The sequence below is a fragment of the Paenarthrobacter sp. TYUT067 genome (assembly GCF_023656375.1).
Lineage (GTDB): Bacteria > Actinomycetota > Actinomycetes > Actinomycetales > Micrococcaceae > Arthrobacter.
In genome coordinates, this window is the sequence record NZ_JAMOIT010000010.1 from 41,111 (window position 1) to 67,793 (window position 26,683).

Genomic DNA, 26,683 nt, shown 5'->3' on the forward strand with positions numbered 1-26,683 from the left:
GCAGGAGACGGCATAGTTTTCCCGTAGCTCCCACTTCTTCTTAATCCGTCAAAGCACCCGCAGTCAGTGCAGTGGCGGTGGGGCTGTTTCAAGATCCCTCGGGATCTATATTGTAGTTGTGACGAAAACGGTTCTCAGGGTCGTATTCACCTTTGACTGCCGCAAGACGACAATAAACTTCCGGCTTATAAACTTCGGCGACCATCTCTGCTGTGACCTCTGAGTTGTTGTTTAGCAGTCCAAACCCAGAAGTCGTCACGCCTGCGCGAAGGAGCGCGGCGTCCAGTTCACGTGCCAACTCGGGGTACTTTTCACTTCCAGGAGCCGCCCCGCTCCATTCCGCCAGGGCCAGCACGCCCATCGCATCGCGATGTCGAGCGGGCGTCCCCTTGGGGTTTCCGAACGGCATTCCCTCGATCTCCAGTTTGACGGAGCCTCCGCTTGCGGGTTCACTAACAAACTTGTCAAGATTGCCTGCAATCGCTTCGGCGAAACGAGCGTTCGGCATCGCGATCTCCCGGTCGATCCAGAGATTGGACATTCCGTCCTCGAAACTGCCCACCTCAGCGTTAAGAGCCACTACCTCGTCATATGATCGGACGGCGATCGAATCGGACACCGTCCGACCCAGACTCCGAAGCCGTGCTATGTCCCGTTCAGCGATATCGAGCCCTCCGAGGTGCCCCACGCATACTGTAACGGAAGGTGCCCTGTTTTCGTCCACGCCGACAAAAACGCTGGGGTAGATGTGATCCGCCATTTCATTGAGCGCATCAAGGAGGGATGTCAGGAGCCCTGCGAGTTCGCTGACCGAGGGGGCCCAGGTAATGAATCCGGCGAGCATCTTCCTCGGTAGCTCGTAGAGCTGGACCTCGACCTCTGTGACGACACCGAAGTTGGGGCCCGCACCTCTGACCGCCCAGAACAATTCCGGGCGTTCATCATCAGAGCAGTAGATAACGTCACCAGTTGCGGTCACCAGAGTCGCTCCCAAGATATTGTCACTGGCGAGACCATATTTGGGGGTGAGGAAGCCGACGCCCCCATTGAGCGCTAGTCCACAGAACCCGACCTTGGGATGCATGCCGGTGACTGCCGCTAGACCGAATTTGGCCGCCTCCTTCACGAGATCGCCAGCGATTACGCCACCCCCGATCCGCGCGCGACTCCCGGCGGTGTCGATGTGGATGCTGTTCATGAGTCTGAGGTCCAAGACGATGCCACCGTCGTTGGTCGCATAGCCATTCGGATTGTGGCCACCGGATCGAACCGAGATCTCCAGGCCGTTGTCACATGCGTAGCGGATGGACTTTGCAACGTCGCCCGCACTCAGACACCGGGCAATTAGCGACGGCCGCTGCAAATGACGGCCGTCCCAAATATTCGCGATGGCATCAAATCCGCTGTCATCAGGGTAAATAACTTCACCTTGAATACTAAGGGGGGTGGCTAGTTTTGATGACACCAATTCCAACTCCTTTGTCTGCTGACAATCAGCATTCTCGTCTTCGAGAGAGTGATCACCCTATTGATACATGGACAGCTGTCCATGTCAATGGGGTTTATTTTTTGCGCGACTAGGGGGGCCGGAACACATCGCACTTTGTCCCTGACATGGACACTTGTCCTTGTCAAGGCCATGTCCAGTCAAAATGATGGAAAAATTTTATCCTGCCGTCTATGGCGATTCCTTGCCCAAAAAAAAGAAGATCATGAGTCAGCGGCTTCCCTTGGTCTTTGGTGGGGGAGCACGACAACTTTACGTCAGCGCTTTTTCGCCGTGTAGCGAATGCTGCGGTTATAGAGGGCAGGCATCCAGTTGAACAGAAGCAGGCAGGGCTGCAAAGGGCGGGCGATCTGCTCGCTGGGCATTCAAGGCCGCGGCGCCTAGGCCGGTCTTCCTTCGGGGTGCTAATGAGTCATGGAGGACTCCCCGGGAGGATGTGTTGAAGGTGGACGAAAAGGCACTTTCCCAAATCTCGCAGTCGATCACCATCTGCTGTCGAAACCTCGAGTATGGTGGCCAAACGGCTCCTCGAGCTATTTGAAAGGCGTATTGCATTGCAAGTTTCTTCTTCTGAGAGCCAGCGAGAGGCCGTTGGTCCCCAAACAGGCAGGACGGGGGGTGATATTGCCAACCCTGGCCTGCAGTTAGGGCATTTAACCGGACGTCAGGTGATGGGCCTTTCTATAGCCTCTTTCGTTCCAGCTGTAGGTCTGGCACAAGTGCCGGCATACCTTGCCGCTTACTCCGGGCGGTCCTCGTGGCTGGCGATGGCCGCCTCGGTGGTGGCATTCACCCTCATTGGCCTGTTCATTACCGTGTTCGCCCGACGCTTCATTGGAACCGGGTCGCTTTACTCCTACATTCGCCACGCGTTCGGTTCATGGAGCACCCTCGTCATCGCCGCCGCGATGATCCCGGGCTACATTGTCGCGATCATGTCGCTCATCGTGGGAGTGGGGGTCTTTTTTGGAAGTTTCCTAGTGTCGGTAGGGGTCGCAAACGCGGCGGGACCAGGAATTCAACTGTTGATCTACGTGGTAGCAACATTGGTAGCTATGACCATTGCATATCGGGGGATTGACCTTTCAGTCCGATCCAGCGTTATTCTTACTGTCATCTCCTTGCCGGTGATGCTGGTCATCACGATAGCCACCGCGTTCAGCGGAAACGTCGACTTGGCGGGACAGTTCAGCCTCAACGACTTCACGCTCAACAGTTTCCTCCAGGGCCTGGCGATCGGTTCGGCATACTTCATCGGCTTCGAGGGCAGCGCCGCGCTCGGCGCCGAAACCAAAAACCCCAACCGCAACATCCCCCGCGCGATCATAGTCATTCCCGTCGGCATAGGTCTCTTCTATCTGGCCGGCACGGTGATTCAGGTACCGACCCTTGTTAGTGCAGCCGACAAACTCGCCCTGGGCATCTCCCCCAACGCAGTACTTGCAGAAGCGGCAGGCGTTGGATTTCTGTCCAACGTCAGCGACCTCGTTCTGGCAGTAGCCATCTTCGCCAGCCTTATCGGATTCTTCAACTACGGATCCCGCGTAGTTGTCAGCGCCGCATCCGATGGACTCCTGCCATCTTCACTAGTCAAGGTCAACAAGCTACACAAAAGCCCCGGCGCTGCCATCGCTTTCATCGGGGTTCCCTCATTGATCGGACCAGCCTTGCTGCTTTGGCTTACTCCAGCGAGCCCATTGGAAATCAACGGCTACATCGCGACATTGCTGGTCTATTTCTGGGTGATCCCTTACTTCCTCATTTGTATTGGCGGCGCCATTCTACTGAACCGGACCAAGGGCAGTAGATCTTTCATCGTCAACGTCGGAGCAGCATTAGCCTCAGCAACTGTTTTGTGGCTATACCTCAACGGCATAATAAATCCCGGTCCTGCACCTCTGAACGCACTGCCGTACGTCATGATCGGCACGTTCGTGGTCTTTCTCATCGCTTTAGTAGTATCTATCCGTTCCAAAGAGAAGAAACGAGTGCTGGCACAGCGGTAAGAAACTTCGGTAAGGCACCCGCTCTTTCGGCAATGATCGAGGGGACCTGCTCCAAAGTCGAGCGGGTCCCCTCGGTAGATGCATTTTTATGGCTGGTGGACGACCAAGGTTGTGGCGCAGCAAAAGGGAAAATTCCGAATCCCTTAGCGGGTCTTACGAAACCGACTCCCTTCTGCGCCACTCTTGTTTCGTTTACAGGCCCGCAACTAACCTTAAGAACCTACTAACCGTTCGTGGTAGAGGTGGATCCTTATGAGGAGGTCGCATGATAACCGTCGTTAGCACTATGCAGCTTGAATCGAACTCAGAGAAGGAGTGGGACCAACTAATCCGAGAGCGCTTCAGATCAGCCCGGGATAGGGTGGGGTGGATCTCCGGTCAGTTGCTCGCCCCCTCTGACGCACCTAACACTCGTGTCATCATCGGGACTTGGAAAAGCCGACAGGACTGGGAGGCTTGGCATGAGGATCCTGCCTTTCTCACGTCGCGGAGAAGGCTTGACGAACTACAGCATATAGACCATCAGACCGCACTGTACGACGTAATAGAGGGCGCCCAGGCCAGCAACTAGTTTGGCCAACCAAGACCCCAGCCGTATTTTTCCCTTCAAATCGGGCCGAGCATTGTCGGGCGGGAATCGGTTCAGAAACAGGATTTCGACGTGCCTGTGATCGTTTGGGTTCTAAGAGTCGACAGGGGGCTAACCATAGGCCACTTTGCGCGTACCGAGACTGCAATATATCTGAGTTCGCGCTTGTCCTAAAGAAGCTAAAAGCCTGCCGCAACACCCTGCGCACTCGTCCGACGTGTCACGACGACCGCCGTCTACCGCCGCGAGGCGCTCAGTCATACCCTCCGGCTGTGCCTGCCGAACCCCGACGGGTTTCGGGTCATTACGTTGTGCCGTCAGGTTTTGCTAATCTCTCGGGCTCGTCAGTTGATGATCGTCGGACGAGTTCCGTGACGAACTCGTAGCGGCGGATATCGACGTGTTCGCCTTGAATTTTACGCAGTAGTAACTCAACCGCGTAGCAACCCATCTCTTCGTAGGGCTGCCGGATTGTGGTTAATTGCGGATCGACCAGGATGGCGGCGCGCTCATCGTCAAAACCTACGATCGATACGTCTTCTGGCACTTTCAACCCGTGGGCACGAAGGGTCCGTAGGGCGGCAGCCGCCATAGTGTCTGCAGCGCAGAACATGGCGTCGATTCTGACGCCTGTCGAAAGTTCGGCTTCCAGTTCCCTCCAGTGCTTTCGTGTTTCGTTGAAGGGATCAGTGCAGTCGATAATCAGCGATTCGTTGAAGGCAATTCCGGCCGAATCCAGGGCGTCCCGGTAACCCAGGGTGCGGTGGTCAATGAACAGCCCGTCACCCCAGTTGTCCGTCTCCACTCCGATGTTTGGTCGCAGCAGCGCGATCGACCGTCTGCCAAGAGAAATCAGATGCTCGACCGCAAGTCGGGCACCCTCCCGGTTCTGTGCAGAAATCGTCGGAAACCGGACAGTGCGACTTGTATCATCAATTGCGATAGCAGGTAGTGCGATGCGGTCACATGCTTCGCACACGCCATCTTGATCCGGCACCCCGATTACGATTACGCCGTCGGTGGGTACGTTGGCAAGTGCCTCGACAATCGCGGCGGCTCCACCTTTAGTGCCGGCGACGGGATGGGCCATGAGGTAGTAGCCCACTTCGGCGGCGGCTTTGAATGCAGCACGAACGACCGGCTCAGCCGCATGACAGTCGCTGAAAAAGCGGCCTTGATGTTTCACCCATCAACCACGCCAGGTGATGGTGGCCTACTCGCTGCTGCGGAACTTTACGTTGGCAACATCGGCATCACCCACTTCAATGTGCTCGCCGGCGAAGACAGTCTCTCCGTTGCGGAATGGCACAATACTCTACAGGAGATTGCCGAGGGCAACCCGGCTAGCTATCCCAGTCACCCTCTCGACAGACCCCCGGCATGGCTTCCGTAGTAATCCGTTTACCGGGCAGGCGCTAGGAAGTCTTTCGCGCTGGCCGGAGACCACCGGAATCGCCGCGACTGGAGAACTTACCACCGTCCGCAGTTACGCCGACACTATGCGCCAAGAATTGCTGGCCATGGGAATCCGCGTCTTCCTCGGGCCTATGGCAGATATTTTCAGTGAACCACGGTGGTCACGCGGTTCGGGGACTTTTGGCGAGAACCCCGAACGCGTCTCCGAGCTCACCGCAGCGTTCATTGAGGCCTTGCGGGGAGGGCCCCATCTGGGCCCGCAGTCGGTGGCTGCCGTCGTGAAACACTTCCCGGGTGCAGGCCCTCAGCTCAAAGGGGACGACGCCCACGATCCGCGATATCCGGAACAGGTGTACCCCGGGGGAATGCAGGACCTGCATCTGGCCCCGTTCCGGCGCGCATTTGCGGCAGGGGCATCGCAGGTTATGACGTACTACGGGAAGCCGATGGGAACATCCTGGGAAGAAGTCGGCTTTGCATTCAATGCCCCTGTTGTACAGAACATCCTGCGAAAGGAACTAGGTTTCGACGGCGTCGTTCTAACAGACTGGAATTTACTTGAGGCAGAGCAGATCGGCGGGCTGTCGTTCGGTCCAAATGGCTGGGGACTTGAGCATCTCGACCCGAAGGAACGCGCTGCCATCGCAATAGACGTCGGCGTGGACCAGTTTGGTGGCGACCGCAACCCAGCCCTTATCGAGGAGCTCATCGACTCCGGCCGCATAACGGAAGAACGCATCGACCAATCAGTGCTGCGGCTCCTGCGTGAGAAATTTCGGCTGGGAGCCTTCGAACACCGGCGTGTGGATCTGGAAAGGACCCTGGAAGTGTGTGGTTCGCCAGTCTTCGTCGAGAGAGGAGTTGTAGCTCAAAAAGATTCGCTGGTGCTGCTCACTGCAGACGAGGCCTTACTGCCCATTAGGCACGGAAGCCGTGTGTATCTTGACGGGTTGTCAGCCCAAAATGTAGGCAACGAGCTAATTGTCGTTGACAATGACGTGGACGCTGAGGCCATTGTGGTGAGGCTTGACGCGCCCTTCGAACCCGGTCGCGGCTCGCTCGGCGACTTCTTCCATGGCGGGACCCTCGAATTTTCCCAGGAGACGGTGGAGCGCATTGACGCGTATGCCAAAAAAGCCCCGGTCTACCTCGCGGTATACCTGGAACGCCCGGCAGTGCTCACCCAATTTATCGGCGTTGCGTCAGCCATTATCGGTGAGTTTGGCTGTAGCGACGAGGTTTTGCTGGATGCACTTACTGGACGTACCGCGTTCAGGGGAAGCCTTCCTTTTGACCTTCCGTCGTCCATGGCCGATATCGAGGCCTCACGGGAAGATGTGCCGTTCGACATGGCGGTTCCGCTCTTCCGCGCCGGCTTTGGACTGAAGCTAAATGCGGGCCTAACCCCCACGTCACTCAGTTAGCCTCTCCCAACCCGTCTAATGCCCGCTAGGCGTTGACGGCAGCACGGCCCTCGCGAAAGGAATCACGCAAGTTTGATTACCCGCCGACCTCACAACGACAAGAAGGATCTACCATGCCGGGGGCCACGAACAACGGTCTTTACCTTCAAAGCAGGGCTTCTGATCCGAGAAGGCAGGATGCCCCAACTGTCCGGAACGAAGATTCAAGGTCTCCAGGAATGCTTGAGGTAACGGTAACCGAGGGTGCCGAAAAGGGGCGAGCAGTTGATGCCGCCATCAATCTGGTGGCTCAGGCCGCACAACGCAACGACATGGGGATCTTGGTCACTGATCTTGGAATGGGTCAGTACGTAGTAAGGGCACATCCAGCAGTCCCCGTTGACCTCGTGCGCCATCAGGGATGTGGGGCGTGATCTTTCCAGCCTGCTGACTCCACGGGTACGGTGCTGGAAATGTCGTCAGACCCAGGAGTTCGGTCGAGTGCCTGCAATGATTATTCTTCTCTCGTAGCGGAAGTCGTCCGCTTGGATAGTCACTGTTCGAACTAGCTGGTCACCGATGTATCCAAAAGGGTCCAGGGAAGTTCGCCTCCGGAGTGGAACCAAGCGTTAACAAGTGGCAAAGGCAGGGAGAGAAGCCCCTATTCACCCAACCGGTGACTCGCAAGAATCCATAAATAGCTCACGTAAAAGGCAGATGTGACGAGCTCTTGCCACGGCACAGGGTGCTTTCTTCGCCTGCCGCAATGATGCATATCATGCACCTGGCGGGAAGTAAAGGGTTCCTCGACCCTGCCAGAACGACAAATATGACGGACGCGTCTAAAGACGCTCAGCCACGCTGAGGCTATCGTGAATCCATCACTGGTCGAGGGGGCGCGTTCATAGGTTGAGCATTGCCAACCAGAATTTCCCTGTGAAACGCAGGTTCATCAAGAACGCTCTTCAGGGAGGGCCGAAGGAGGATTAGATGACTTCTAACGATACGAAACCAGCAACGTCGTTTCCAGCGCCGTGTGAGGAGGTCTATCTTCCTCCCGGGGGCACAGATCCGGACTTCTACATCCCCGCTGAAGGGGAGCGGAGAGAGCGCCGTTCAATTCGATGGATTCGGAGACACCTGAGGTTTTTCCGCCGAACGTCGGAATCGAGCCGTGCGACTTGAAGAGGTCCGCGGCGCCTCCTTCCTCTCATAGCGGCCATCAATATTTCTTTACGGCAAAAGGGCACTATCACCGTCAGCTGACATCAAAGCCTCCGTCAGGGAGCCGAGAGATCGTTAACAGGCTAAGGGTCATGCAGGTGGGGCTTTCATGCGGCGGAGTAACGGGTCCTGCGGCGACCGCGAAGGCAGACCATGAAGTGATCGACTCCGTTCTCTGAAGGCAGTTGTCTGAAACGGAAGGACCAGCAGCCAAGATATAGCCGTACCTTGCCGCGCTTAGTGCCGGTGTTGTGCGCCATTACTCACCGCAGGCGTACTCTCTGGGAGCGTGTCGCCATCGCATAGGAGCAGCACTGTGGCGGGGAGAAGACGGGGCTTTTGCATGTCTTGTGTGCTACGCCGGATAGACGGCTATGGCCGTGGCCTTGATGACGAAGTAGACGGTCATCCCGGGCATGAGCCCTAGGTCTGCCGAGGCCGCCGGGGTGATGTCTGCGGACAGGCCGCCTGCGTGGACGCGGATCTGGTCGCCTTGGGGTTCCAGCTCTGTGATGTTCACGGCGAACGAGTTCCGAGGGCTTCCGTGCTTGGCGCTCGGGAAGACCGAAACTGCGGTCGGCGAAAAGACGGCGACGCCGTTCTGGCCGGGGACGGCCCCGTCCTCGGGATGCGCGGTAATGTCCAGTCCGCCGTCGGATGTGAGCCCATAGCCGGTGATGGTTCCGGGGAGCAGGTTCATGCCCGCGAGTCCGGCAGCGAACTTGCTGCGCGGTTTTTCCAGAACCCGGCGGGTGGGGCCTTCCTCGGTGATCCTCCCGCCTTCGAGGACGATGGCCCGGTCGGCGAGCACGAGCGCGTCCAGGACATCGTGCGTGATGATGATGGCACGGCGGTTGCTTAGGACACGCTTCAGAAGGCGACGCAGCATAGGAGCGGCGTGAATATCGAGGGCCGCCATGGGTTCATCGAGCAGCAGCAGCTCGGGGTCCGTAGCCAGGGCACGCGCGATGGCGACGCGCTGCGCCTGGCCCCCTGAGAGCTGGCCGGGCCGCCGATCGGCGAACCCCGCGGCTTCCACTTCTGTAAGCCAGTGCCGTGCCGTCTGCAGAGCTTTGGACCGGTTCGCGCCGGCCGCCCGCGGCCCGAAGGCTACGTTCTCCAGCACGCTCATGTGCGGAAACAGCAGCGGTTCCTGGGCGAGCAGTGCCGTTCCCCGGGTATGAGGCGGCAGGAAGTGGTTAGTGCCTCCGTCGAGCTTGAACAGCCGTTTCCGGCCGAGCATGGCGTTCCCGCTATCCGGGCGGATGAGCCCGGCGAGGATCCCGAGAAGCGTCGACTTGCCTGCCCCGTTGGGACCCAGCACGGCGACTGTTTCCGTGGCCTCCATTGTGAAGGCAACGTTGAAGTTGCGCGCGCGCAGCGAGGCGTTGAAGTCCAGGGTCATTCTGATTCCGCCTCTTCCGCCAGCGGCCGGGGCCGGGGGCGGGAAAGCCCGACGACGGCTACCGCCACCGCCACCAGCAGCAGGGAAAGCGCGACAGCGGCATCGGCGTCCGTTTCGCGCTGAAGATAAATCTCTAACGGCAGGGTGCGGGTGACACCCTGCAGGCTGCCGGCAAAGGTGAGGGTGGCGCCGAATTCGCCCAGACAGCGTGCGAAGGACAGCACGGATCCGGAGGCGATACCGGGCAAGACCAGCGGGATACTGACGCGACGCAGCACCGTCGTGGGATGGGCGCCGAGGGTCGCCGCGACCGCCTCGTACTTGATGCCGGCGGTGCGCAGAGCACCCTCGAGGCTGACCACCAGGAACGGCAACGCCACGAACGTTTGCGCGAGGACGACGGCGGTGGTCGAGAACGCGATCTGCATCCCCGCTAGTTCCAGGGTTCGCCCGAGCAGGCCCTGGCGGCCAAAAGTATAAAGCAGCGCGATGCCGCCGACGACGGGGGGCAGGACCAGGGGCAGCAACACGAACGCCCGGAGCAGGCGCTGGCCGGGGAAGCTGGCACGGGCCAGGACGAACGCCAGCGGTACCCCGAAGACGATGCACAGCACCGTGCCAGCAGCCGACGTCCGCAGGCTAAGGCCGAGCGCCGTCAGCGAGGATTCCGACGTGATGAGCGGGATGAACTGCCCCCAGTTGATCCTGGCCACCATCGCGGCCAGCGGCAGCAGGACAAACAGCCCTCCTGCTGCCGCGAGGGCGAAAACCCACGGCGGGAAACCGGTGTAGCCGGTGTTCTGCCCGTTTGTCTTGCTGGCTGTCCAGCGTTTCCTACAGGGCACCGAAACCGGCGTCACCGAGGACCCTCTTGCCTTCGCTGCCGGTGACCATGGCGATGAAGGCATTGGCCAGTTCCTTGTTCTTGCTGCTGCCCATAGCGGCGATCGGATATGTGTTCACGGCCTGGTCCGACTCGCGGAACGTGATGCCCTTGACCCTATCGCCCGCGGTCTTGACATCGGTGACATAGACCAAGCCGGCATCGGCTTCCCCGGAGGTGACCTTGCCTAGGACATCGGCAACGGAGGATTCCTCGCTGACAGGCATCAATGTCGTTCCGGCAGCCTTTTCCACCTTCCGTGTGGCGGCGCCGCAAGGGACCTGCGGTGCGCAGACAACAACTTTGATGCCCGGCTTCGCCAGGTCCGCGAAGGATGAAATCGATGCCGGGTCCGCTGACGAAACTGCTATCGTCAGGACGTTCGTGGCGAAGTTGGTCGGCGTTCCGTCAATGAGGCCGGCGGCGGAAAGCTCGTCCATGTTCCTACTGTCGGCGGAGGCGAATACGTCGGCCGGAGCGCCTTGGGTGATCTGCGAGACCAGGGCTGAGGACCCAGCGAAGTTCAGCGTAACCTTCGTGCCCGGGTTGGCGGCCTCGAACTTGGAAGCGATCTCGGTGAAGGGCGACTTCAACGACGCGGCAGCGTAAACCGTCACGGAGCTGGCGGCCGCTTTGCGTCCGTCCGTGCTCGCGCTCGGGGCTTTGTCCGGGGTGGAGTTAACGCAAGCAGCCAGTCCTGCTGCAACGACGCCTGCGGCCAGCAGCGCGCCGGTGCACAAGCGGAATAAATCAACCTGCGACACCGGCACCGACCCATTCCACGGTTCCATCGGAAAAGAACTGTTCCTTCCAAATGGGTACCTCTTCCTTGATGCGGTCAACCAGTTCCGAACACACGGCGAATGCCTGTCCCCGGTGTCCGGCGGCTACAGCACAAACGAGTGCCGCTTGCCCAATTTGGAGTGCGCCCACACGATGCGCCGCCCAGATTCGCACGGGAACGCCTTCCTCCGCCTCGTCACTGAACGAGTACTTGGCAGCAACCGCTTCCAAGACGTCGCTTAGGGCCTGGTGTGCCGTGGGGTGAGCGGTGTAGCTAAGTCGGTCGACTGCTTTGCCGCCGTCGTGATCGCGCACCACTCCACAAAAACTCACCACTGCTCCAGACGTACGTGAATCCACAGCCGCAATGGCCACGTCGACGGAAATTGGCTGATCGCTGAGCGCGGAATGGACGACGTCAAAGGCTTGCCTCATTGACTGCCCTCCGGTGGCGGATTCCCCGGTACCCCTAGGCTGGACAGCGCTCATTTCCGTCCTCTCAATAGATGGCAGTCCCCTCGTCCGATAAGTCCACTGGTGTTTGCAGTCACGCTCTCTCCTCAGAGGTTCCCAGGTCCCAATCCCCACTCTTGCCGCCACTCTTAGCCAGTACTCGAATGTCGGTGAGAACAGCGTGCTTATCAATAGCCTTGAACATGTCGTAAAGGTTCAAAGCGGCGACGCTCACTGCAGTCAGTGCTTCCATCTCTACACCTGTCACACCGCGTGTTTTCACGGTTGCAAAGAGCTGCACCCTGTCAGACCCGAGCACGAAGTCGACAGTCGCCTGAGAAACAGGCAGGGGGTGGCACAGCGGAATCAATTCGGACGTCTTCTTAGTCGCCAGGATGCCCGAGATCCGGGCCACGGCCAGGGCGTCACCCTTGGGCAATCCGTCTGATGTGAGCAGCAGCAGAACTTCACGAGTTGTACGAACTGTTCCCGTAGCTGTCGCCTCCCGGGTGGACTCAACTTTTTCTGATACATCGACCATGTGGGCAGTGCCGTCCGTTCGCAGGTGGGTGAGGCCTGGAGACCAACTTTCCAGCCTCATACCGCCCATACCTCCACTTCCGATCCCTTGGCCAGTTCCGAAATTCCCTCTGGGATGTGCACCAGAACGTTCGAGCGTGCAAGTGCTCCCAGCAAATGGGAACCTTCGCCGCCCTCCAGTCGTATAGTGCCGTCCGCTGAGAGGACGCCCCTTCTGACCTGGTGCTTTTTTGGGGGTGACGTCAGGGGATGCGAAAGGGGGGCGCGGAAGGAGAGTCGAGGTGTGGGCGCTGCAAACATTTCGCTGAGGAGGGGACGCAGGAACATCTCAAACGAGACAAAGCAGCTCACCGGGTTCCCGGGGAATGCGAGGACTGGAATCCCCTCGAAGGTGCCGACTCCTTGAGGACCGCCAGGTTGAATGGCTACATGCGAAAACTCAACGTCATGATCTATCATGGCCTGTCTAACGGGCTCGTAGGCACCAGCGCTCACGCCGCCACTGGTCACAATCAGGTCGACATGCGCGGTATGGCTTCTCAAGAGTTTCGAGAGAGCCCCCGGTTCATCCTTGACTATCCCGGCCCTGATGACGTTGAGCCCCGCCTGAAGCATAGAGGACTGCAAGAGCGTGTTATTTGCATCGAAAATCTTGCCCAGGGCGAGTTTCTCTCCGGGCTCAAGGACCTCGTCCCCAGTGGTAGCCAGCAGCACCGTCAACTTCTGATTAACAACTACTTCAGTGATGCCCAACGCGGCGAGCAGACCAAGCTGACGCGGGCCTAGAACGGTTCCAGCGGACAGCGCGCATTCGCCTGTAGCTATATCGCTGCCGGCGCTGCGGATGTACGTTCCGGCGGCTATCTCAGGAAGCCGCACTGTCACATCCAAACCGGGAGGAGGGAAATGGTTTGGCTCTGCGCGCTCAACGGGGACGACAGCATCGGCTCCATCGGGTATTAAAGCCCCCGTCATGATTGGAGCAGCCGTCCCTCCAGCCAATGGGGCCGGTACTGCGCCCGCCGGGATGGGCGCTGCCACACGCAAACCTCCTTGGCCGTCTCCTGTGTCGCGGGATCTAACCGCATAGCCATCCATTTGGGAGTTAGTAAAGGGTGGCAAGTTTGTCGGTGCATGTATGGTTTCGGCCAGGCCGCGTCCCATTGCTTGCATTAGAGGTATTCGCTCCACCCGCGGTGGGGTCAACAGCGGAAAGAGAACATCCCTGATTGCCTGCCTGTGTACTGAAACGCTTCGGTGTTCATGTTCCGGCAGTGACTTTCCAATGGTCCCCACGCCGGGCCGCTTGCCAGCCAGTCCGGTCAGCTGCTCTTCTTGCCTTTGCATGTCCTGCTTTCGGGTTGCCTTTGCATGTCCTGCCTTCGGGAGATTTTGTCGGTCCTGCTCGGCCATGCCAACCTGATTTATTTCCGACAAAGCTATTGACGATAAGCAAACTCTGTTGTTTTCGTGTGCGCCTTCCGTCCGCCGCACCGCGCAAACGTGTTCTCCTGAGTGCAAAATGATTCCAGCAGGAAAGCGGCGCTTCGGGCTATAGCTACTTGCCACAACTGGCTGCCGCAATTGTCAGTTCCAGCACAAACGCACCTGGCCTGCTTTCGCGTAGCCTGAATTCATGACTGTCCAGCTAGGCATACCGCAACCCCGGGAGGGCGCAGGCTTGTCCGTGCCCGCCGCTCGGTCTGCAGACGCGGGTGTCGGGCTGGTGGACCGTTACGGCCGCCGTGCCACGGACATGCGGCTGTCCTTGACGGATAAATGCAACCTCCGCTGCACGTACTGCATGCCGGCCGAGGGGCTTGAGTGGTTGTCCAAGCAGGCGGTGATGTCGGCTTCGGAGATCGTCCGGATTGTCGGGATTGGCGTGGGGCGCCTGGGGGTCCGGGAATTGCGGCTTACCGGCGGCGAGCCGCTGGTGCGGCACGACCTGGTGGACATCATCGCGGAGTTGCGCCGCAACCATCCTGAGCTGCCGATTTCCATGACCACCAATGGCGTGGGGCTCGCCAAGAAGGCTGCGCCGCTCAAGGCTGCCGGGCTGACCCGAATCAACGTGTCGCTGGATTCGCTTCATGAGGAGACCTTCACCAAGCTGACCCGTCGGCCGTTCCTGGACCAGGTCCTGGCAGGGGTGGATGCGGCGTGGGCAGCCGGGCTGGGCCCGGTCAAGCTGAATGCGGTGCTGATGCGGGGGATCAACGACGCTGAAGCTCCTTCGCTGCTGACGTGGGCAGTGGAGCGCGGCTACGAGTTGCGGTTCATTGAGCAGATGCCGCTGGACGCCGACCATGGCTGGACCCGGCGCAACATGATTACCGCGGCGGAGATCCGCGATCTGTTGTCCACTGATTTTGTCCTCACCCCGGACCCGCGGGCACGGGACGGTGCCCCGGCCGAGCGGTTTGAGGTACGACGCCGGGTGGCGGGGTCCGGTGCCGGGCTCGGTCCCGTGCTTGGGACGGTTGGCATCATCGCGTCTGTTACGGAGCCGTTCTGCTCCGATTGCCGCCGTACCAGGATTACTGCCGAGGGCAAGATCATGAGCTGCCTGTTCTCCCGGGAGGAGTTCGACCTGCTGGGGCTCCTGCGTTCGGGCGCCTCCGATGATGATCTGGCTCGCCGGTGGCAGGATGCGATGTGGCTCAAGCCAAAGGCCCACGGCATGGACCACGTGGGACTTGACGCTCCGGACTTCGTCCAACCGGACCGCAGCATGAGCGCCATCGGAGGCTGACCTGTTATGAACGTACGTTACTTCGCTGCCGCTCGCGCTGCTGCGGGACTTGAGGAAGAGAAGTTCGACCTGCCGGAGGGAACAACCGTGGCCGGGCTTTTGGAGGCCATCCAGTCTGTGCAGCGGCCGGAACCTCCGGCTGGCACTCCTCCGCTCCCCCGGATCCTGGCGCGGTGCAGCTTCCTTCTCAATGAGGTTGCCGTCCGCAACCAGGCGACGGTGCTGGGGCCGGACGACGTGGTTGACGTACTGCCCCCCTTCGCTGGGGGATAAGCCGGTTCTGTCCTCGTGCATCCGGCCGACACCTCGCTGTTACCGAGAGTAACTGTCTGAGTGAACTCCACTGAAGGCCTGCTTTACGCACGACGCCGTAGTTAAGGATCGTCGATAGCTACTTGGACCCTAGCCCTGATGAAGAGGCAGCCTGTGATCTTTGGAGTTGTATTGACCACGGACGTTAGTGACGCTCGGCGTGGTTTGGTGACATGAAGAAGACCTCCGGGTGGAGTGGGGCTTGTCTAGAGTCCTTTTCCACACACGGAGGTCTTCGTGTCCCACCCTAACGCTTTCCTCACTCCTCGTGGCCGGTTGCAGCTCGCGCAGTGCGTTGTTGATCAGTGCTGGAGCCTGCGCCGTGCCGCGGAGCGGTTTCCGGTCTCGGTCCCGACCGCTGAACGTTGGGCGAAGCGCTACCTCGAGGAGGGACCCGAACCGCACCATGCTCGAGGAATGGGCCTATATCCGCCCCTACCGCTCAGAAGCCGAGCGGGTTGCTGCTTTCCCCGACTGGCTCCATGCCTACAATCACCATCGAGCCGCCACTGCGCTCAAAGGTCAGACGCCAGCCAGCCGCGTCACCAACCTCTCAGGTCAATACAACTAGTTGCTGCCGGGGCTTTTTGTGGACTTCCAATGGTTGCCCAACAAGAGAGGCTCGCTTGGTGTCTACCTCAGGAGTATCAGTACTCGTACCTTCCTCAGAGGGTGCTGGGTAGAAAGCTACTTCCTCCGGTGACGGGCGCAAATGGCATGCGACAAAGCCGCACCGCGGCTTCCGGCTGGTGAATTAACCGGCGCTCTAACAGGCTGTGCCGGGAAAGAACCCAAGGGACCCAGGAATGCCCGTCCAGACGTGCCTAATGAAACGGTTCACGACGTTCAAATGGAACCATTGTCCTGCGCACCTCTGCCCGGTCTATCCCCGAATGTCGGACGTGGTGCTCCTTATGCGCACTTCGACAAATGGTGCGATGGAGTTGTTCTTCCATGTCATGCAAGAAGCCCCGGCGAGTAGGGGAAGATGAAGGTCATTCGAGGGAGTGAAGGATGAAACTACCTGCTATCAGATACGCATCACCTGCATCTATTGAAGATGCCTGCGATCTACTGTCAACCGACGAGGACTCCAAGATCATTGCCGGAGGCCAAAGTCTTTTACCTGTCATGGCTATGCGACTAGCCCAACCGTCCGTCGTTATAGACCTCGGGAACGTTCCTGGCTTGACTAGACTGGAAGAAGTCGGAGACTACGTCCGCTTCGGGCCTATGGTCACCCATGCAACAATCGTAAATTCGCCTGCCGTTGCCAAGCACCTGCCAATGATGGCGGCAGCTGGTCGCCACATAGCCCATCCCCAGATCAGGAATCGGGGGACCCTGGGTGGTTCCTTGGCCCATGGCGATGCAGCCGGGGAATGGCCGCTCGTGTTGCTTGCCCTCAACGGAATGGTGGAAGTCCAAAGCGTAAGAGGACGTCGCACCATTGAGGCCGATGACTTGTTCGTCGGTCCGTACATGACAAGCCTGGCCGCTGATGAGATCATCACTGATGTCTGGATACCGTCACGGCCCAATGGCTGGGGCTACGGGGAGTTCGCCAGGCGATCCGGGGACTATGGGCTCGCCAATGTCGCAGTCGTTCTATCGACTGCGGATTCGCGAATTTCTGATGTCCGGATTGCGGTAGGAGGCGCTGTCGGCAAAATACAACGAGTGCCCGATGCAGAAGACGTCCTCAACGGATCCGAACTGTCACCGGAAAGGGCTGAAGCCGCTTCAGAAGCTGGAGCGAAATCGCTCTCGTATATCTCAGACATCCACGGATCGGCCGAATATCGGCATGGCCTGGTGCAGGAGCTGATCCGCCGCACCATAGTTGAAGCAGGAGCACGTACGTGACAACACCATCGCCATCAGATCGCGTCGAAATAGACGTGGAAGTAAACGGACGTCGCCGCACTGTTGCAGTGGACGCGCGGGAAACTCTGGCCGACCACCTGAGGAATGACCAAAAACTTACGGGTATTAAGCTCGGATGTGAACACGGGGTTTGCGGTGCGTGCACGATACTCATGGACGGGGCAGCCGTACGATCTTGTCTGACTCTTGCCGCTCAGGGCGATGGGAGGAGCATACGGACCGTCGAGGACCTATCGGACGGAGCCCTCAGCCCGCTTCAGGAAGCTTTCAAAAGGCACCACGCCCTCCAGTGCGGTTTTTGCACTGCAGGCTTCCTCATGTCGGCTACGGAGTTGCTCGAGGCAAACCCAAGCCCGACAAAAGAGGAAGTTATCGAGGCTCTTTCCGGTAACTTATGCCGTTGCACCGGCTACCAGACAATTGTTGAGGCCGTCCTGGACGCAGCGGGCCAGATTGGAAACAAAAATGGATAACCCACACTATTACTCTCCTCCCATAACAAGAAACGTCATCGGTAAGCGAGTTCCGCGAACTGAGGACGCAAGACTTCTGACCGGGCGCGGGAAGTACCTGAACGACATCAACGTCGACGGCCAACTGCATGCTTGTTTCGTGCGCAGCCCTGCTGCTCATGCTCAAATAACCGGCATTGATACGTCGGCCGCCTCAGAAATGCCTGGCGTTCACCTTGTCTGGACATCCGCCGACATTGAGCAATACTGCGCCGGCATCGAAGCGCAGTACACCGCTGAGGGATGCGAAGCTATGACCATGCCGCTCTTGGCCAAGGACGTCGTACGTTACGTTGGAGAACCGGTTGTATTGGTAGTCGCCGAGTCGCGAGCGGCTGCAGAAGATGCCTGTGATCTTGTAGGCCTTGAGCTTGAGCACCTCGAGGTAGTGCTTGACCCGCGCAAGTCGATTCAAGGGGGCCCCGTAGCGAATGGCGAACGCCCCGACAATGTAGGCATTCGCGGGCGGGCTTCTTTTGGGGACGTGGATGAGGCTTTTAGCAATGCTGAGCATGTGGTTTCCGCCCTGTATCACCCTGGTCGGGTGGCCGCCGCACCGATGGAGACAAGGGGGTGCCTAGCGGACTACGAATGGACTGAGGACCGGCTTAAACTTTGGGTGTCGACGCAGATGCCCCATTACGTAAAAATGTGCCTCAGCCTCTTTCTTGGTTTCGATGAGTCCCGAAGTGAGGTCATTTCTCCCGATACGGGTGGAGGCTTTGGTCAGAAGGCGCACGTATTTCCTGAGGAAATGCTCATGCCCTTGGCCTCGAAGCACCTGAAGACGCCGGTGAAATGGGTAGAGGATCGCCGGGAAAATCTTCTGGCGGGCTCACACGCCCACGAACAGTTCGTCACGATCCAATATGCGGCCAACGCTGAAGGACGAATAACCGGCGTTCGTACGCATGCCTTAGTTGATGGAGGCGCCTACCACATGCCCCCGCAGACCATGGCTGTGGAATGCTGGGCGACCGCCGCAGTCACGCCAACTGGTGTATACGATATCCCGGCCGCTGAGTACGTCTACGAGGGGGCCGTTACCAACAAGTGCCCCATGGGTGCCTTCCGTGGCGTTGGTTACACGGCGGGAACTCTTGCCAGAGAATCCCTCATGGATGATTTGGCGCGAAAGATGAAGGTGTCTCCTTTTGAAATCAGGAGACGGAATGTTGTCAGGGAGTTCCCCTGGACAAATCCCCAGGGCGTCGTTTATGAGGAGGGATCCTTTCTTGAAGTAATCGATGCGTTGGAAGAAATGGTCGATTACCCGGCCTTTCTTAAGCGACAGGATGAAGCCCGCAAAGCCGGAAAGTACCTAGGGCTGGGAATCAGCGTTTTCGTCGAAAGTAGCGGCGAGAGCACCGGCATGATGCAGGCTCACGGCGCAACGGATGTATTTCATGACACGGCTACCGTCAAGATGGATTCAACCGGGTCGGTCACTATAACATCGGGATTGAACTCACAGGGTCAGGGCCATCAAACCACGCTCGCTCAGGTAGCGGCGGACGTGTTGGGTATTCCTTTTGAATCGATCAGTGTCGATGCGGGGACCTCCACTAAGGGGGCCTATGGCAGCGGTACCATTGGAAGCCGAGCGGCTGTCATCGCGGGCGGGTGCGTCAACCGTGCAGCTTATGCCATTCGACAGAAACTGGTGGCCGTAGCTGCGAACATGCTCGAATCTTCTGAGGAAGATATCGTTTTGGAAGACGGCTTCGCGTCCGTCATAGGCGCTGCGGAATCACGAGTGAGCATCGCCGACGTGGCCATGGCAGTCTACTGGGACTCATCCAAGTGGCCCGCCGGTTTTGAACCTGGTTTGGAGTTCACGAAGGCGTGGGACACATCCCGGCCGATGTTTTCGAACGGCGGCCATGCCCTTATTGTTGAACTGGATCCTGTCACCGGATTTGTGAAAGTCGAAAAGGTTTATTCTGTAGAGGACTGCGGCGTTATTATCAACCCCACAATTGTTGAAGGTCAAATTCGAGGTGGGGTCGTACAAGGAATTGGTATGGGCCTCTTCGAACAGCTGGCTTATGACAACGCAGGAAACTTGTCTACGACATCTTTCCTGGATTACCAGACGCCGACTATGGATGTTTCTCCGCCATTTGAAATCAGGCACATTGAAACACCGTCCGTGATGACAGCATCTGGGGTGAAGGGCATGGGGGAGTCGGGTCTGATTTCGGCGCCGGCTGCGGTGCTGAACGCCGTAAATGATGCGCTATCTCCGTTTGGTTCTGTCCTCTATGAACTCCCTGCCACTCCGGAGAAGGTTGTTCGTGCAACGAAAGGCATCATTGACCTGCAGGGCCCCCAGGACTGGTCAGAGCTATGGGAACGGGCAGGGGTACCCGCGCTTGATCGCGGCCCTATGGACAGGGAGTAACGCATTGCTCCTGCATCTTTGATGCAGCTCAAAGCGCCCGAGCTAGAAACTTGAAAGAAGGAAAACTTTGTATGACGCGATTGTGGTTGGTGGGGGTTTCAGCGGGCTGAAAGCAGCACGCGATCTTACCAACGCCGGCAAGAAGGTACTTCTGCTTGAAGGCGGTGAACGTCTGGGAGGACGGGCGTATTCCCGGGAGTCCCGGAATGTACCTGGCCTGCGGGTCGAGATCGGTGGAGCATACCTTCACCGGAAGCACCACCCGCGTTTGGCAGCTGAATTGGACCGGTATGGAATTCCCACTGCAGCTGCAAGCGAGTTCACCTCGTTTAGGCATCGCCTTGGACCGACCGCAGTAGACCAGGCATTTCCTATTCCTGGCTCAGAAGCAGTTGCGGTGGAAGCAGCCACCTACACATTGCTGCGTGATGCGCACAGGATAGATCTGGAAAAGGGATTGGAAAACCAGGACCTTGAGGACCTGGACATCCCACTGAACGAGTATGTTGACAAACTCGATTTGCCCCCTGTTTCTAGGCAGTTCTTGCTCGCTTGGGCATGGAACATGCTTGGCCAGCCGGCTGACCAAGCATCCGCGCTTTGGATGCTGCAACTTGTTGCAGCGCATCACTACAGCATCCTAGGTGTTGTTCTCTCGCTGGATGAAGTTTTTTCCAATGGTTCCGCTGACCTTGTCGATGCAATGAGCCAAGAAATTCCTGAAATCAGACTCCAGACTGTCGTGACCGGAATAGACCAGTCTGGCGATGTAGTGAACGTGACGGTCAAGGATGGGCATGCCTTCCAGGCTCATTCCGTGATTGTTGCTACTCCAATGAACACTTGGCGAAGGATCGTTTTCACCCCCGCACTTCCTGAACGGCGCAGGTCAGTAATCGAGGAAGGGCATGGTGGTCAGGGTCTGAAAATTCTTATCCACGTGCGTGGAGCCGAGGCAGGAATTGAATGCGTCGGAGACGGAATATTTCCCACTCTCTACGATTATTGCGAGGTGTCGGAAAGCGAACGACTGTTGGTGGCTTTCACGGACTCAGGATCCTTCGATCCGACCGATATCGGCGCAGTCAAGGACGCGGTGCTTTACTACTTGCCGGAGGTTGAAGTTCTGGGTATCGACTACCACGACTGGATCGCAGACCCGCTTTTCGAAGGGCCCTGGGTAGCACCGCGCGTGGGACAATTTAGTCGAGTGCATAAGGAACTTGGAGAGCCCGCTGGCCGGATTCATTTCGTAGGTTCCGATGTTTCGTTAGAGTTCCCCGGATATATTGAAGGCGCACTGGAAACCGCTGAATGCGCGGTGAACGCAATTCTGCATTCGTAGAACCTGCAGCCTCACTTATGCATTCCTCGGCGCTCTCGGATGACTTCGGCCCAAGACAGCATTACTAAGGCAAGCGGTACCTCCCAGATATAGGTGACCGTCTGCAGCGTACGGGTTGACGCCGGCGCCTGCTGCAACCACGACAGCAAGCAGTTGCACTGAGTCTGATGAACGTCACCGGCCGTTAGGAATGGCGGCCGGTGGCCTTCTGGTTGTCAAGGGTCGCCCCGCTTGGGCTTCGTGGTCATCGGATTTTGGTTCAAGGACTTGATACAGGGTATTTCGCATAACTTGGTGCCGCTACGGTGCCCAACGCCTGTTTCTCCTGCTCCAGCGGGTGTCTGGCAGGAGCCATAAGTATCGGCCGATTCTCTCGTGGCACGCTGCCATCAGGTTTCAGGCTAACCAGGTGGCTTTGGTGCGTAAAAGGCTGCTGTCTCGCCTTGTTGCCTTAGGATTCGCCGGCACCAAGGCCAGCGCTTTCAGTGCCACTCTTTCCCCGTCATTGCGGGCACCTTTGTGCTCACACATCAATCTTGTTGGAGATGAATCTATGTCTGTTGGTGCTATCGCCGGGCTGATTGCCGCTGGGGTCTTTGCACTCCTTGTCCTGCTGTTGGCGGTGCCCATTATGAAGCTAGGCCAGGTACTCGACGAGGTGCGAATGGCAGTCAGATCATTAAGTGACGGCACCGCACCGATGTTGGATGAGGTGACAGCTATTGTGACCACCACACACCACCAACTCAAGAAGGTGGACACCATAGCGACTAACGTTTCTGACGCCAGCGCCAACGTCTCCGCCCTGTCCTCTCTCGTCGCTGCCAGTATAGGGTCACCGTTGATCAAGGTATTGGCTTTTAGTCACGGTGTCAGAACGGCCTTGGTGAATCACTCCAAACCCGCCACCGGCCGCCGAAGCCGCTGAGTTCCGGAGAGAAGCATGAAACGACTTGTTTGGATGGGAATCGGTGTGGCTATTGGAATCATTGCCCTTCGGAAGGTGGATGAAAAAAAGTCCGGATTGGGGCATGAAGGCCTAGAGCGGGCAGTAGCCGGCATTACTCAGGGAATTTACGATTTTGCCGACGCCGTCCGCGCAGGAATGCGCGAACGGGACACGGAGCTTCGCGTCGCGCTTAAGGCAAGTAGCGCGGTCCAAGTGCCAAGCGACCTATGACCATCGAAGCCGGCTGTAGGGACAGCGCAACTGTCTCTTCCAGAGCTCGTTGGACACAAGCAAATATCTGGGCCGTTTCAAGGACCATCTTTCGGGAAGTGACCGGTACCTCGCCTAGGGTGCTGACCATGGCTCTTTTTCGGGATTAGTCCGTTCTTCGAACAGAAGCCCTGGACTGACACTGTGGTGGAGTGGAACTGGGGCGACAGCCTCGGTATAGCGCACCTGACAGCATCTTGCTCAAATCGTCGGCCGTATGCCTCACCGGATGACTGGCCGGACATTGGCCGTCGGAATCCAGTGCCCTACCTGGCGTTAAATCTCCGCTGGAATAAAACACTACGCCGCAGGAACGAGGTCTACGGGAACTGGTTTGCCCATTGGACTCATCCCCCGCCCTCTGGGAGCAGGGTCAGCTCCACCACTCCCGCCCTCTGGAACGCATGAGTACCTGCGACAAGGCAGACCGCAGGCTTCACAACTTCGTTCAACTGTCTTGCTGCGCCACCCATAATGCCGGCAGGCGACCGCGGAAATGTTTCTCGCCTTGTTGACTGACAGTTTCGGACGATCTCTACGGCGCCGCTGCAGGTTTCGTCCACGGTGGCGGCCTACGGATGCAACCCGGCGAGGATATGTGAGCTCAAGCATCAAAGAATATCTTGCAGGCCCGTCTTGACCTACCTGCACAGCGGTACGTGGTTTTGTCGACAGTGCGCAGGATTACACCCTGCAAACCGCGTTATGCGGTCATCGGGCTCAAGACGAGAATCATCACGCGATAGAGTCCCCCCGGGGCCAAGTTCGCTTGACCGGTGAGGGCGCGCGGCAGACATCCAATCTGTCCGGAGTAGTGTCACTGTAAGAAGGCTGCGGGGAATGCAGATGCTGCATTCCCCGCAGCCTTTCATGGACGGTGAATTCCGAGCCAGGAGGAGTCGTGTCTGGCCCGGAAACATGAAGGCCAAATAGTGCTGTTTAGCCTGGCGCTCGTGTTGGCGGGTGCCGGATAACCAGCTTCAGCTCATTTTCGTTCTTGTACCCTTCTATAGACACTCAGCCATGAGGCCAGGATTCCCACATCGAGACATGCTCAGGATCTCGATATGCGGACGCCGCGCTGACAAGTATCTTCTGCAAAGAAGCTGCTTGCCAGCGCCCCTCGCTCGGTTGGTTCGGTCCGGCCGTGTCGTCATCGCGCTTCATCAAGTGCTGTTGCATCATCACTTTCGAAATTCTGTATTCCTACAGACCCCTCATGGGATTTCTGAAGGTCAATCGCAAAATACTCGCGCGATCGGCGCGGGAATTGCCATGGTTAAGGCTGGCGGTCTACAAGTAGAGCAGCGAAGGGGCCCAGATCCTCGTCAGTCGTTGTGATCTCTGCAATGGAAGGCATCGACTGTCGCTTCCACAATTTGCTGGTATCCGGTACATCGGCAAATATTTCCCGAGATAGCTTCACGAGCAGATGTCGCATCGAGGGTGACGTCTTCGTCATCGTAAAGAGGCTTGAGCGTCATCAAGAACCCTGACGTGCAAAATCCGCACTGCAGGGCATGGCACTTAGAAAACGACCTCTGCAGCGGGTGAAGCTGTCCGTCCTTCTGCAGGCTTTCGACCGTTTCAATCCTGGAATTATTGGCCTGTACGGCCAGCACGGTGCAGGATCGAACGGGCTGACCATCCAATAGGACAGTACAGGAACCGCATACGCCGTGTTCGCAGCCTACTCGTGTACCCCTGAGGTGCAGGTCGTCTCGTAGGAAGTCCGCAAGGAGCCTACGAGGCTCGACGTCCGTTGCGTGGGTGACTCCGTTTACTTCAACCGTGAGGCGAAAGGCGTTCATCAGTGATCCATGCTTTCCTTTGTCGGTCTCGCCCGGTGCAGTGCTTTGGCGAGGGTTCGTTCGACCATTGTCCGAACAACTTGCGCGCGATATTGGGCACTTCCATGCACCGTGGGCACGGGGTCAAGCCCCTGTACCGCGGCGTGCGCAGCTGCGGCAATATCATGGCTGGAGAGAGTGCTATCAATTAGGATGTTTTCCGCCTCCTGGCAGCGGATGGCGGTGGACCCTCCACCCAGGACAGTAATCCTCGCCCGCGAACACTTGCCCTGCTCATCCAAGGTAACGATGGACGCAGCGCCACCTATGGCGTAGTCCCCATGCCGACGAGAAAATTCATCAAATGCAGCACCGCTCCCGTGAGGCAATTGAGGTACGTTTACCTCCACAATGAGCTCGCCGGGAAGGATGCTTGAGACGAAATGTGAGACCAATAGTTCCTTGAGAGGAATCTTCCGCTCACCTTGCAAAGACTGTGCGGTGACGTAGGCGTCAAGGGCTAGCAGGACTACGGGCAGCTCTGCGGCAGCATCAGCGTGTGCAAGGGAGCCACCGATCGTTCCTCGGTTACGAATTTGAGGGTGCGCGATCCACGCCGCCGCTTCCGACAGGATTGGAAGGTTTTGCGAAATGGTTTTGGAGGTTGTTAGCTTCGCATGACGTGTCAGCGCGCCAATCGCAATGGTTTGATCTGATTTCCTGATGTTTGCCAAACCGGGAACGCGGTTTATATCAACCAAAAGGGACGGGCGGGACATCCGGAAATTTAGGAGCGGGACTAAACTCTGACCGCCGGCAATGATTTTAGCGTCATCGCCCCCGTCCGCCAGCAGGCGGAGCGCATGCTCAACCGAATCGGCAACAACGTAATCGAAGGAAGGTGGCTTCACGGGCAGTACCGCCGGCCGCGCTCATTGTTCATGTCACCACTTTGCCCCTTTGGTATGACTTTGCGCTCTGCGTCATGGGACAAATCAACACCCCGACCTATCTAGAACAGACAATCCCGCGACGAACCAGCCCTGACGCTCCCGTTCGCTACAGGATTTCGGTCTCGGCGATTGACTTCAGCAAGCCATAAAGTCTTAGGGCTACGAGGAGCTCGACATGACGTTCTGCAACGCTTATGCCAAGCCGTTCTTCAATGGATCTGAGCCGGTAGGCAACGGTGCGCTCATGAACCTGGAGTGCTGCTGCAGCCGCTACGGCATTGCAACCAGCAGAGAAATAGGCCCGGAGAGTGTCGCAAAGTATGTCTTTGCGGGGGTCAGCAAGCAAAGGGCCCAACTGCTGCAAGACCAAGTCACGCACCGCCTGCATATTTGTAGCGAAGACAGCTTCGAGAGCCACGTCCGTGTACCGGGTTATCCGTGCGCCGGTCAAGCGGCCAACTTTATAAGCCCTCCAAGCACGCTGGTGACTGCGCCGGAAACCGGAGAACCCCTTATCAATGGACCCTAGAGCCAAATGTGCACCGTCGGGAAAGTCCCCTTCAATGACTTGCGCGTCGGCATTCTGTCCATCCTTTACCGCCAACCAGCCCAGAAAGGCTCCGCCGGTGCTTTCGAGTACCAAAGGTACTTCGCTGTTGATCAGCGAGGCGGCGAGGTCGATGGTACCCTTTGGATCATTTCCCCAGGCCACCACGGATAAATGTTGTCCTTCAAAGGGGTACCCCGTGTTTGGTCGGGCAGTGCGCCGTCCTGCAATGAAATCCCGCAACTCATTTCTAAGCCGGTGATCCTCCGACTTGTAAAAGAACCGATGCTGTTCTGAACGATACGCGTCGATGACGTTGGCAACTACAACGTCATGCCACCGATGCTGCAACTGAGAGACCCATTTTTGAATTTCCAATTGCTGTGATGCATCCGGGATAAGAGTAGTTGTAAGGTCCAGGAGCACATCCCAGGTCGCAGACTGCAGCACTCGATAGGTATGGATGAGCTCGAGTAGATCCACGCCGGCCTGGGCTGTCTCGCGAGCCTCCAAGGTGGCCTCGGCAAGAAACTTGTCGTCTGGTTCCTCTGACCCGGACAAGGCCCTGCTGATAGATAGCAGGGCCGCGGCCAGCCGCTCAGATCTCCGCTGCGCCAGTGCAGGGTCTAAGCCCACACCAGCCTGAACATCATCATGGAGTCGACGGACCATAGAGTCGGACAGTTGATTTATGTCCGATGTAATGGCGACCGATATTGCCGATAGATGTTGTGTCTGGATCATGTTCCT

At 58.1% G+C, this 26,683-nt stretch carries 22 protein-coding genes and 2 pseudogenes; 13 read left to right on the plus strand and 11 right to left on the minus strand.

The window, feature by feature from the left end; all coding sequences use genetic code 11:
- Positions 1-88: 88 nt before the first annotated feature.
- The gene (locus MOD31_RS10650; protein WP_031217263.1) at positions 89-1,465 is read right to left on the minus strand and encodes an FAD-binding oxidoreductase; all 1,377 of its coding nucleotides are present in this window, start codon (positions 1,463-1,465) and stop codon (positions 89-91) included.
- Between the two features lie 551 nt (positions 1,466-2,016).
- On the opposite strand from MOD31_RS10650, the gene MOD31_RS10655 reads away from it, so the two are divergent.
- The gene (locus tag MOD31_RS10655) at positions 2,017-3,513 is read left to right on the plus strand and encodes an APC family permease (RefSeq protein ID WP_225740123.1); all 1,497 of its coding nucleotides are present in this window, start codon (positions 2,017-2,019) and stop codon (positions 3,511-3,513) included.
- A gap of 265 nt (positions 3,514-3,778) precedes the next feature.
- Positions 3,779-4,084: an antibiotic biosynthesis monooxygenase gene (locus tag MOD31_RS10660; protein WP_021474522.1), complete on the plus strand. Its 306-nt coding sequence runs from the start codon at positions 3,779-3,781 to the stop codon at positions 4,082-4,084.
- Positions 4,085-4,406: 322 nt separating this feature from the next.
- Here the strand turns inward: MOD31_RS10660 and MOD31_RS10665 are convergent, their stop codons facing one another.
- Positions 4,407-5,288: a LacI family DNA-binding transcriptional regulator gene (locus MOD31_RS10665; RefSeq protein ID WP_021474521.1), complete on the minus strand. Its 882-nt coding sequence runs from the start codon at positions 5,286-5,288 to the stop codon at positions 4,407-4,409.
- Between the two features lie 79 nt (positions 5,289-5,367).
- Between MOD31_RS10665 and MOD31_RS10670 the strand changes: the two genes are divergently transcribed.
- Positions 5,368-6,942, plus strand: a complete 1,575-nt coding sequence (locus MOD31_RS10670; protein WP_225740146.1) for a glycoside hydrolase family 3 protein — start codon at positions 5,368-5,370, stop codon at positions 6,940-6,942.
- A 1,558-nt stretch (positions 6,943-8,500) separates the two neighbouring features.
- Here MOD31_RS10670 and MOD31_RS10675 read toward each other — a convergent pair.
- The 6 genes from MOD31_RS10675 to glp all read right to left on the minus strand — a co-directional run bounded on the left by MOD31_RS10675 (position 8,501) and on the right by glp (position 13,622).
- A complete protein-coding gene (locus MOD31_RS10675; RefSeq protein WP_017200503.1) occupies positions 8,501-9,550 on the minus strand; it encodes a sulfate/molybdate ABC transporter ATP-binding protein in 1,050 nt (349 codons plus the stop codon).
- Complete coding sequence (locus tag MOD31_RS10680) at positions 9,547-10,410, minus strand: ABC transporter permease (protein WP_017200504.1); 864 nt, start codon at positions 10,408-10,410, stop codon at positions 9,547-9,549. The genes MOD31_RS10675 and MOD31_RS10680 overlap by 4 nt, the downstream gene beginning before the upstream one ends.
- Complete coding sequence (modA, locus tag MOD31_RS10685; protein ID WP_082038923.1) at positions 10,385-11,224, minus strand: molybdate ABC transporter substrate-binding protein; 840 nt, start codon at positions 11,222-11,224, stop codon at positions 10,385-10,387. The genes MOD31_RS10680 and modA overlap by 26 nt, the downstream gene beginning before the upstream one ends.
- Positions 11,184-11,651: a molybdenum cofactor biosynthesis protein MoaE gene (locus MOD31_RS10690; RefSeq protein WP_021474519.1), complete on the minus strand. Its 468-nt coding sequence runs from the start codon at positions 11,649-11,651 to the stop codon at positions 11,184-11,186. Before MOD31_RS10690 ends, modA begins: the two co-directional genes overlap by 41 nt.
- A gap of 112 nt (positions 11,652-11,763) precedes the next feature.
- Complete coding sequence (moaC, locus tag MOD31_RS10695) at positions 11,764-12,270, minus strand: cyclic pyranopterin monophosphate synthase MoaC (RefSeq protein ID WP_031217257.1); 507 nt, start codon at positions 12,268-12,270, stop codon at positions 11,764-11,766.
- Positions 12,267-13,622 carry a gephyrin-like molybdotransferase Glp gene (glp, locus tag MOD31_RS10700; RefSeq protein WP_082038922.1) on the minus strand — a complete coding sequence of 452 codons (1,356 nt, stop codon included), beginning with the start codon at positions 13,620-13,622 and terminating at the stop codon, positions 12,267-12,269. The genes moaC and glp overlap by 4 nt, the downstream gene beginning before the upstream one ends.
- 223 nt (positions 13,623-13,845) lie before the next feature.
- On the opposite strand from glp, the gene moaA reads away from it, so the two are divergent.
- The 10 genes and pseudogenes from moaA to MOD31_RS10750 all read left to right on the plus strand — a co-directional run bounded on the left by moaA (position 13,846) and on the right by MOD31_RS10750 (position 22,604).
- The gene (gene moaA / locus MOD31_RS10705; protein WP_031217253.1) at positions 13,846-14,964 is read left to right on the plus strand and encodes a GTP 3',8-cyclase MoaA; all 1,119 of its coding nucleotides are present in this window, start codon (positions 13,846-13,848) and stop codon (positions 14,962-14,964) included.
- Between the two features lie 6 nt (positions 14,965-14,970).
- Positions 14,971-15,237, plus strand: coding sequence for a MoaD/ThiS family protein (locus tag MOD31_RS10710; RefSeq protein WP_017200510.1), 267 nt, complete (start codon positions 14,971-14,973; stop codon positions 15,235-15,237).
- Between the two features lie 276 nt (positions 15,238-15,513).
- Positions 15,514-15,687, plus strand: a pseudogene (locus MOD31_RS10715) (helix-turn-helix domain-containing protein); the annotation flags it as partial.
- A pseudogene (locus MOD31_RS10720) lies at positions 15,674-15,847 on the plus strand (IS481 family transposase); the annotation flags it as partial. The pseudogenes MOD31_RS10715 and MOD31_RS10720, both read left to right, overlap by 14 nt.
- A gap of 443 nt (positions 15,848-16,290) precedes the next feature.
- Positions 16,291-17,142 (plus strand): 2,6-dihydroxypyridine 3-hydroxylase subunit NdhA, encoded by an 852-nt coding sequence (gene ndhA / locus MOD31_RS10725; RefSeq protein WP_016359465.1) that lies wholly within the window; start codon positions 16,291-16,293, stop codon positions 17,140-17,142.
- Positions 17,139-17,636 (plus strand): 2,6-dihydroxypyridine 3-hydroxylase subunit NdhB, encoded by a 498-nt coding sequence (gene ndhB, locus MOD31_RS10730; protein ID WP_026005772.1) that lies wholly within the window; start codon positions 17,139-17,141, stop codon positions 17,634-17,636. Before ndhA ends, ndhB begins: the two co-directional genes overlap by 4 nt.
- On the plus strand, positions 17,629-20,079 hold the full coding sequence (gene ndhC / locus MOD31_RS10735) for a 2,6-dihydroxypyridine 3-hydroxylase subunit NdhC (protein ID WP_071416792.1): 2,451 nt from the start codon (positions 17,629-17,631) through the stop codon (positions 20,077-20,079). The genes ndhB and ndhC overlap by 8 nt, the downstream gene beginning before the upstream one ends.
- A gap of 67 nt (positions 20,080-20,146) precedes the next feature.
- Positions 20,147-21,424, plus strand: a complete 1,278-nt coding sequence (locus tag MOD31_RS10740; protein ID WP_016359462.1) for a (S)-6-hydroxynicotine oxidase — start codon at positions 20,147-20,149, stop codon at positions 21,422-21,424.
- Positions 21,425-21,977: 553 nt separating this feature from the next.
- Positions 21,978-22,352 (plus strand): DUF948 domain-containing protein, encoded by a 375-nt coding sequence (locus MOD31_RS10745; RefSeq protein ID WP_166842586.1) that lies wholly within the window; start codon positions 21,978-21,980, stop codon positions 22,350-22,352.
- Between the two features lie 15 nt (positions 22,353-22,367).
- A complete protein-coding gene (locus MOD31_RS10750; RefSeq protein WP_016359460.1) occupies positions 22,368-22,604 on the plus strand; it encodes a hypothetical protein in 237 nt (78 codons plus the stop codon).
- Positions 22,605-23,971: 1,367 nt separating this feature from the next.
- Here MOD31_RS10750 and kdhB read toward each other — a convergent pair.
- The 3 genes from kdhB to MOD31_RS10765 form a co-directional block, all read right to left on the minus strand.
- Positions 23,972-24,454 carry a 6-hydroxypseudooxynicotine dehydrogenase complex subunit beta gene (gene kdhB / locus MOD31_RS10755; protein ID WP_016359457.1) on the minus strand — a complete coding sequence of 161 codons (483 nt, stop codon included), beginning with the start codon at positions 24,452-24,454 and terminating at the stop codon, positions 23,972-23,974.
- Positions 24,454-25,344, minus strand: coding sequence for a 6-hydroxypseudooxynicotine dehydrogenase complex subunit alpha (kdhA, locus tag MOD31_RS10760; protein ID WP_250820563.1), 891 nt, complete (start codon positions 25,342-25,344; stop codon positions 24,454-24,456). The genes kdhB and kdhA overlap by 1 nt, the downstream gene beginning before the upstream one ends.
- A 148-nt stretch (positions 25,345-25,492) precedes the next feature.
- A complete protein-coding gene (locus MOD31_RS10765; protein ID WP_250820564.1) occupies positions 25,493-26,677 on the minus strand; it encodes a CdaR family transcriptional regulator in 1,185 nt (394 codons plus the stop codon).
- Positions 26,678-26,683 lie beyond the last annotated feature (6 nt).

Excerpts from the sequence above, each read along its gene's own strand:
- MOD31_RS10675 (WP_017200503.1), bottom strand. The coding sequence starts at position 9,550 with ATGACCCTGGACTTCAACGCCTCGCTGCGCGCGCGCAACTTCAACGTT.
- MOD31_RS10745 (WP_166842586.1), top strand. The coding sequence starts at position 21,978 with ATGTCTGTTGGTGCTATCGCCGGGCTGATTGCCGCTGGGGTCTTTGCA.
- MOD31_RS10655 (WP_225740123.1), top strand. The coding sequence starts at position 2,017 with ATGGTGGCCAAACGGCTCCTCGAGCTATTTGAAAGGCGTATTGCATTG.
- MOD31_RS10690 (WP_021474519.1), bottom strand. The coding sequence starts at position 11,651 with ATGAGGCAAGCCTTTGACGTCGTCCATTCCGCGCTCAGCGATCAGCCA.
- glp (WP_082038922.1), bottom strand. The coding sequence starts at position 13,622 with ATGGCCGAGCAGGACCGACAAAATCTCCCGAAGGCAGGACATGCAAAG.
- MOD31_RS10710 (WP_017200510.1), top strand. The coding sequence starts at position 14,971 with ATGAACGTACGTTACTTCGCTGCCGCTCGCGCTGCTGCGGGACTTGAG.
- kdhB (WP_016359457.1), bottom strand. The coding sequence starts at position 24,454 with ATGAACGCCTTTCGCCTCACGGTTGAAGTAAACGGAGTCACCCACGCA.
- modA (WP_082038923.1), bottom strand. The coding sequence starts at position 11,224 with ATGGAACCGTGGAATGGGTCGGTGCCGGTGTCGCAGGTTGATTTATTC.
- MOD31_RS10750 (WP_016359460.1), top strand. The coding sequence starts at position 22,368 with ATGAAACGACTTGTTTGGATGGGAATCGGTGTGGCTATTGGAATCATT.
- moaC (WP_031217257.1), bottom strand. The coding sequence starts at position 12,270 with ATGAGGCTGGAAAGTTGGTCTCCAGGCCTCACCCACCTGCGAACGGAC.
- MOD31_RS10670 (WP_225740146.1), top strand. The coding sequence starts at position 5,368 with ATGTGCTCGCCGGCGAAGACAGTCTCTCCGTTGCGGAATGGCACAATA.
- MOD31_RS10765 (WP_250820564.1), bottom strand. The coding sequence starts at position 26,677 with ATGATCCAGACACAACATCTATCGGCAATATCGGTCGCCATTACATCG.
- ndhA (WP_016359465.1), top strand. The coding sequence starts at position 16,291 with ATGAAACTACCTGCTATCAGATACGCATCACCTGCATCTATTGAAGAT.
- MOD31_RS10660 (WP_021474522.1), top strand. The coding sequence starts at position 3,779 with ATGATAACCGTCGTTAGCACTATGCAGCTTGAATCGAACTCAGAGAAG.
- moaA (WP_031217253.1), top strand. The coding sequence starts at position 13,846 with ATGACTGTCCAGCTAGGCATACCGCAACCCCGGGAGGGCGCAGGCTTG.
- ndhC (WP_071416792.1), top strand. The coding sequence starts at position 17,629 with ATGGATAACCCACACTATTACTCTCCTCCCATAACAAGAAACGTCATC.